The organism is Roseomonas sp. 18066 (assembly GCF_902706185.1).
Classification (GTDB): Bacteria; Pseudomonadota; Alphaproteobacteria; order Acetobacterales; family Acetobacteraceae; genus Pseudoroseomonas.
Window position 1 is genome coordinate 1 of sequence record NZ_CACSJM010000240.1, and the last position, 6081, is coordinate 6081.

General features: G+C 70.2%; 5 protein-coding genes. 1 reads left to right on the top strand and 4 read right to left on the bottom strand.

Annotation, left to right across the window (positions count from 1 at the left end):
• Positions 1-87 precede the first annotated feature (87 nt).
• The 3 genes from GVN67_RS27720 to GVN67_RS27730 are packed head-to-tail and all read right to left on the bottom strand — an operon-like array spanning position 88 to position 3700.
• Complete coding sequence (locus GVN67_RS27720) at positions 88-975, bottom strand: 50S ribosomal protein L11 methyltransferase (RefSeq protein ID WP_160000547.1); 888 nt, start codon at positions 973-975, stop codon at positions 88-90.
• Positions 975-3218 (bottom strand): ATP-dependent helicase, encoded by a 2244-nt coding sequence (locus tag GVN67_RS27725; RefSeq protein WP_235035575.1) that lies wholly within the window; start codon positions 3216-3218, stop codon positions 975-977. The genes GVN67_RS27720 and GVN67_RS27725 overlap by 1 nt, the downstream gene beginning before the upstream one ends.
• On the bottom strand, positions 3215-3700 hold the full coding sequence (locus GVN67_RS27730; RefSeq protein ID WP_235035576.1) for a pentapeptide repeat-containing protein: 486 nt from the start codon (positions 3698-3700) through the stop codon (positions 3215-3217). Before GVN67_RS27730 ends, GVN67_RS27725 begins: the two co-directional genes overlap by 4 nt.
• A gap of 83 nt (positions 3701-3783) precedes the next feature.
• Here GVN67_RS27730 and GVN67_RS27735 point away from each other — a divergent pair, with 83 nt between their 5' ends.
• A complete protein-coding gene (locus GVN67_RS27735) occupies positions 3784-4746 on the top strand; it encodes a hypothetical protein (protein WP_235035577.1) in 963 nt (320 codons plus the stop codon).
• An 86-nt stretch (positions 4747-4832) separates the two neighbouring features.
• Here GVN67_RS27735 and metF read toward each other — a convergent pair whose 3' ends face one another.
• Positions 4833-5792, bottom strand: coding sequence for a methylenetetrahydrofolate reductase [NAD(P)H] (gene metF / locus GVN67_RS27740; RefSeq protein ID WP_160000549.1), 960 nt, complete (start codon positions 5790-5792; stop codon positions 4833-4835).
• Between the last annotated feature and the right edge of the window lie 289 nt (positions 5793-6081).

The following is a 6081-nucleotide window of genomic DNA, read 5'->3' on the forward strand; positions in this document are numbered from 1 at the left end:
CCCCCCCCCGGCGTCGTTCCGTTCCAGACCGCCCTGCATCTCCCCGGATGCAGGGCGGTTCTGATTCCGGGGGTCGGGCAGCGCCCCTCAGTGCTTGCGCAGGACGAGGGCCGACCAGGCGCCCTGGTCGATGCGGCGCTCCAGCACCATGCCGGCGCGGCGATGCGCGGCCAGCACCATGCGCACCTGGGTGCCCAGCAACCCGGCCAGGATGGCGGTGCCGCCCGGGGCCAGGTGGTCGGACAGGCTCTTGGCCATGCTGCAGAGCGGGCGCGCCAGGATATTGGCGAAGACCAGGTCGTAGCGGCCGGAGCGCACGGCGCGGTGCTTCCAGCCATCGGCCAGCTTCGCCTGCAGCAGGTGGCGCAGCCCGTTCATCACCGCGTTGTCGGCGGCGATGCGCACGCTCCAGGGCTCGATGTCGGTGGCCAGGACCGGCCGCTTCAGCTGCTTGGCCGCGGCCATGGCCAGGATGCCCGAGCCGGTGCCGATATCGAGGATCCGCCGCGGCCGGCGATGCGCCATGCCCTCGAAGCCGATCAGGCAGCCGCGGGTCGAGCCGTGCTCGCCCGAGCCGAAGGCCAGGCCGGCATCCAGCTTCAGCACGGTGCGGCCATAGGTCGGGCGGTCCGGCACATGGGTCGGGCGGATCAGCACGCGGCCGCCGATCTCCTGCTCCGGGAAGGCCTGGACGGTGCGGGCCAGCCAGCCATCGGCCTCGACCGGGGCGCGCTTGAGCTCGGGCGTCTCGATGCCGGCCAGGGCCGCGGCCAGGATCAGCGCCGGCAGCAGCTCCTCGTCGCCATCGTTCAGCTCGCGCACCGCCTCCAGGCCCCAGGTGTCGGTGGGGTCGTCCTTGAAGTAGCCGACGGTCGGGCAGACGCTCTGCAGCGCCGCCTCGAACAGGGGCACCGCCTCTTCCGGCAGGCCATCGATGGTCAGGGTCTCGAGCAGGGGGGGATGGCGGCGGTTCATCAGGCCTTTTCCACAAAACTGTCCAGCACGCGTTTACGCCCCGCCTTGTCGAACTCGACGTCCAGCTTGTTGTCATCCGCGGCCATGACGCGCCCATAGCCGAATTTCTGGTGGAATACCCGAGTCCCCACCGGAATCGAGGCGGCTTTCGCCGGGCGTTCCGACACTTCCCAGGCGCCGGCCTCGATCACCCGCGGCGGGCGGCGCGCCATCAGCGGGAACTGGCCGGAGAAGGCGCTGGGCATGGCGGCCACCGGCTGGCGGCGGCTGGCATTGCCTTCCTGCTCGACATGCTCGGGCGGCAATTCGTCCAGGAAGCGGCTGGGGATGGCGCTGGCCCAGTTGCCATAGATCTGGCGGTTCGCCGCATGGCTGATGATGCAATGCTTGCGGGCGCGGGTGATGCCGACATAGGCCAGCCGCCGCTCCTCCTCGAGCGACTTCTCGCCGCCCTCGTCCAGGGCGCGCTGGTTGGGGAACAGCCCTTCCTCCCAGCCCGGCAGGAAGACGGTGTCGAATTCCAGCCCCTTGGCGGCATGCAGCGTCATCAGGCTGACGCGGCGGGTCTCCGCCTGCTCGTCGGTCTCCATCACCAGCGCGACATGCTCGAGGAAGCCGGCCAGGGTCTCGAACTCGCCCAGCGCCCGCTGCAGCTCCTTCAGGTTGTCGAGCCGCCCCGGCGCCTCGGGCGACTTGTCGAGCTTCCACATCTCGGTATAGCCCGACTCGTCCAGCATGGTGCCGGCCATCACCACATGGCCGTCCTTCGGCAGCACCTCGCGCCAGCGGGCGAAGCCGGCGAGCAATTCCCCCAGCGCCTGGCGCGGCTTCGGCCGCATGCTGCCATCGCCCACCAGCCGCTGGGCCGCCGCCGCCAGCGGGATGCCGGCATCGCGCGCCATCTGGTGCATCTGTCGCATCGTGGTATCGCCCAGGCCGCGCTTCGGCGTGTTGACGATGCGCTCGAAGGCCAGGTCGTCGGCCGGCTGGTTGATGACGCGCAGATAGGCCATGGCGTCGCGGATCTCGGCCCGCTCGTAGAATTTCTGGCCGCCGACGACGCGATAGGGGATGCCCAGCGTGATCAGCCGCTCCTCGAAGGCACGGGTCTGCGCGCCGGCGCGGACCAGGATGGCGATCTCGGCCAGGTCGTGCCCGTCGCGCCGCGCCGTCTCGATGCGGGAGCCCACCATGCGGGCTTCCTCCACCGAATCCCACAGCGAGACCACCTGCACCTTCTCGCCGCGCGAATCCGCCCGCCCGGGGCGCAGCGTCTTGCCCAGCCGCCCGGAATTCTTGGCGATCAGCCCGGAGGCCGCGGCCAGGATCGGCGCCGTCGAACGATAATTGGCTTCCAGCCGCACGATGGTGGCGCCCGGAAAGTCCTTCTCGAATCGAAGGATGTTCTCGATCTCGGCGCCGCGCCAGGAATAGATCGACTGGTCGTCGTCGCCGACGCAGCAGATGTTGCGGTGGTTCGGATCCGGGTGCTGCGCCAGCAGCCGCAGCCACAGATACTGCACCGTGTTGGTGTCCTGGTACTCGTCGACCAGGATGTAGCGGAACATGCGGTGGTACTGCGCCAGCACCTCCGGGTGGTTGCGCAGCACCTCGACCACATGCAGCATCAGGTCGCCGAAATCGGCGGCGTTCAGCTGCTTCAGCCGCTCCTGGTAGCCGGCATAGAGCGCGCGGGCGTTGTTGCCGGCGAAGTCCGAATCCTCGGCCGCGGTGATCCGCGCCGGCGTCAGGCCGCGATCCTTCCAGCGTTGGATGATCGCCATCAGCCCCTGCGGCGGCCAGCGCTTCATGTCGATGCCGCCGGCCTCCATCACCTGCTTCAGCAGGCGCATCTGGTCGTCGGTATCGAGAATGGAAAAGTTGCTGGTCAGCCCGACCAGCTCAGCATGGCGCCGCAGCATGCGGGCGCAGAGCGCGTGGAAGGTGCCGAGCCACAGCCCCTCCGCCGGATGGCCGAGGATGGAGGAGACCCGCTCGCGCATCTCGCGCGCCGCCTTGTTGGTGAAGGTGACGGCCAGCACCTGGTTGGGGAAGGCGCGGCGCGTCATCAGGATATGGGCGAAGCGGGTGGTCAGCACCCGGGTCTTGCCGGTGCCGGCGCCGGCCAGCACCAGCAGCGGGCCGTCCACCGTCTCCACCGCCGCGCGCTGCTCGGGGTTCAGCCGCTGCAGATAGTCGCCCGGCGACTGCGGCGGGGTCGTCATCATGGAATGGTCGGTCATTGGCAGGCCCCCACGGAACCGGCGGCGCAACGCTTCTGCCCATCCACCCAGAGCGCGCCGTCCAGGGTGGCGGTGGAAAGGTCGGAGCCGGCCAGCAGCGCCCCGGTCAGGTCGGCGCCGCTCAGGTCGGCGCGGTAGAACCGGGCATTGCGCAGGTCGGCCTTGGCGAAGCGGGCGCCGACCAGCCGGGTGCGGGTGAAATCCGCCCCGCGCAGCACCGCGCCGGAGAAATCGGCCTCCCCCGCATCGGCCGAGGTGAAGCGCGCATCCGGCGCCTCCGCCCCGCTCATATCGGTGCCCACCAGCTTGCCGCGGGCAAAGCTGGCGTCGCGCAGCACCGCCCCCGCCAGGGTGGCGCCCGACAGGTCCTGGCCGTCATGCAGGCAGCGTCGCCAGTCCACCTTCGCGGCGGCCGGGTCGTTGCAGGCGGCCAGGGCCGGGGCTGCCATCAGCAGCGCCGCCGCCGCCAGCAAGGGCAGCACCAGGAGGGAAAGCGGACGCGCGAGGCGTGGGATTGGCGGCTTCACCCCCGGGATATAGAACGATCAGCGAACGCGGCCAACCGTTGGCCGCCCGCCCGCCGGGAGAGGCCGCCATCCTCAGCCTGCCGATTCGCCTGCTCGAGGGCGCCGCGCGCCAGGGCGGCACCCTGCTGGCCGTCAGCATCTTCGCGGGCCTGCTGCTGCCGCCGCTGGCCAGCGCCCTGCGCGACGTGGTGACGCCGACCGTCGCCCTGCTGATGACGCTGATCCTGCTGCGCGTCGATTTCGCCCAGGTGCTGGGCTATCTGCGCCGGCCGCTGATGATCCTGGCGCTGCTGGCCTGGCTGCTGCTGGCCTGCCCGCTGCTGGCCTATGCGGTCGCCCGGGCGGTGGGGCTGGACGGGCCGCTCGGCGCCGCCCTGGTGATCATGGCGACGGGCTGCGCCGCCACCTCCTCCCCCGCCTTCGCCCGGCTGGTGGGGCTGGATGGCGAGATCGCCCTCGTCGCCTCCCTCCTCTCCACCCTGCTGGTGCCCTTCACCGCGCCGCCGCTGGCGCTGGGGCTGCTCGGCATCGACCTGTCGCTGTCGGTCAGCGCGCTGGTCGGGCGCCTGGCGCTGATGGTCGGCCTGCCGCTGCTGGTGTCGCTGGTCATCCGCCGGCTGGCCGGGCCGGCGCGCCTGCAGCGCTGGGGCCGCGCGGTGGACGGGGCGGTGGTGCTGCTGGTGGTGCTCTACGGCTTCGGCGTGATGGACGGGGTGCTGGCCCGGCTGCTGGCCGAGCCCGGATTCGTCCTCGGCGGCATTTTCCTGGCCTTCGCCGGCAGCGCCGGGCTGAACGTGGTCACCGCCCTGGCCCTGGCGCCGGCCGGGCGCGGCCTGGCCCTGTCGGCGGGGCTGCTCTCGGGCAACCGCAACATGGCGCTGTATCTCGCCGTGCTGCCGGCCAGCACCGATGCGCGAATCCTGCTGTTCTTCGCGCTGTGCCAGTTTCCGCTGTTTCTCAGCCCGTTTCTGCTGAAGCCGATTTATCGGAGGATTGCCTGAGAGAAGGCATTTGAAGATTGGGGGAATGAATTCCCCCAAGCCCCCTTCTTTTATTCTTATTCGTGCTGCCGCGGGCCGTTGCCCCGTCAGACCGCCTTTGGCCGCGCGCCGAGAATATGCGCGATGGCAAAGGTCAGGTCGGCCCGGTTCAACGTGTAGAAATGAAACTCGTCGACGCCATTGGCCTGCAGCAGGCGGACCTGCTCGGCGGCCAGCGCCGCGGCCACCATGCGGCGGGTGTCGGCATCCTCGTCCAGGCCCTCGAACAGCTTGCCCATCCAGGCCGGGACCGAGGTCCCGCACATGGCCGAGAACTTCTTCACCTGGTTGAAATTCGACACCGGCAGGATGCCCGGCACGATCGGCACGGTGATCCCCGCCGCATGCGCCCGGTCGAGGAAGCGCAGGAACACCTCGGTGTCGAAGAAATACTGGGTGATGGCGCGGGTCGCCCCGGCGTCGATCTTGCGCTTCAGGTTGTCCAGGTCGTTCTCGGGCGAGGAGGCCGCCGGATGCGTCTCCGGATAGGCCGCGACCGAAATCTCGAAATCGCCGATCTTCTTCAGCCCGGCCACCAGGTCGGCGGCATAGGCATAGCCCTGCGGATGCGGGGTGTAGCCGGCCTCGCCGGCGGGCGCGTCGCCGCGCAGCGCCACGATGTGGCGCACCCCGGCGGCCCAGTATTGCCGGGCGACCTCGTCGACCTCGCCCCGGCTGGCGCCGACGCAGGTCAGGTGGGCGGCCGGCGTCAGGCTGGTCTCCTTCACCAGGCGGGCCACCGTCGCATGGGTGCGCTCCTGCGTGGTGCCGCCGGCGCCGTAGGTCACCGAGACGAAGCGCGGCGCCAGCGGCTCCAGCCGGCGGATATTGGTCCAGAGCTGCTGCTCCAGCGCCTCGGTCCGCGGCGGGAAGAACTCGAAGGACAGCGCCGGCGGCGGCAGCTCGCTCGGCACCGGCAGGCCGGCCACGCGCGGCCCGGTCAGCCAGCGCTGGAGAGTGCCCGCGGCAGCGCCGCCGGTGGCGGCATGGTCGGCAAGATGGTTCATGACGACACCCATACTTCACGGCGCCAGGGAATTGAATGGTCCCGGCATGCAACCGCGCATCCAACCCGCGCACGCAGCGTTGTCTCGTGAGCTTGGCCTTTGGCTGTTCCTTACATTCATCCCTGCATGTATGTTATCAGCCAAGCCCCGTTGCCCCGGATGTGACCACTGGTTGCGGCCGGCAGCCTGGCGGCACGCTTGCCGTCCGGCCTGTTGCCGACCAACCTTGACCACGCCCGTTGTCTGTCTCTTATAGACATCTCCGNNCCCACGGAACCAACCCCCAACC

Bases quoted from the DNA above. Each gene is read 5' to 3' on its own strand.
- GVN67_RS27720 (WP_160000547.1), bottom strand. From the start codon at position 975: ATGAACCGCCGCCATCCCCCCCTGCTCGAGACCCTGACCATCGATGGC.
- GVN67_RS27725 (WP_235035575.1), bottom strand. From the start codon at position 3,218: ATGACCGACCATTCCATGATGACGACCCCGCCGCAGTCGCCGGGCGAC.
- metF (WP_160000549.1), bottom strand. From the start codon at position 5,792: ATGAACCATCTTGCCGACCATGCCGCCACCGGCGGCGCTGCCGCGGGC.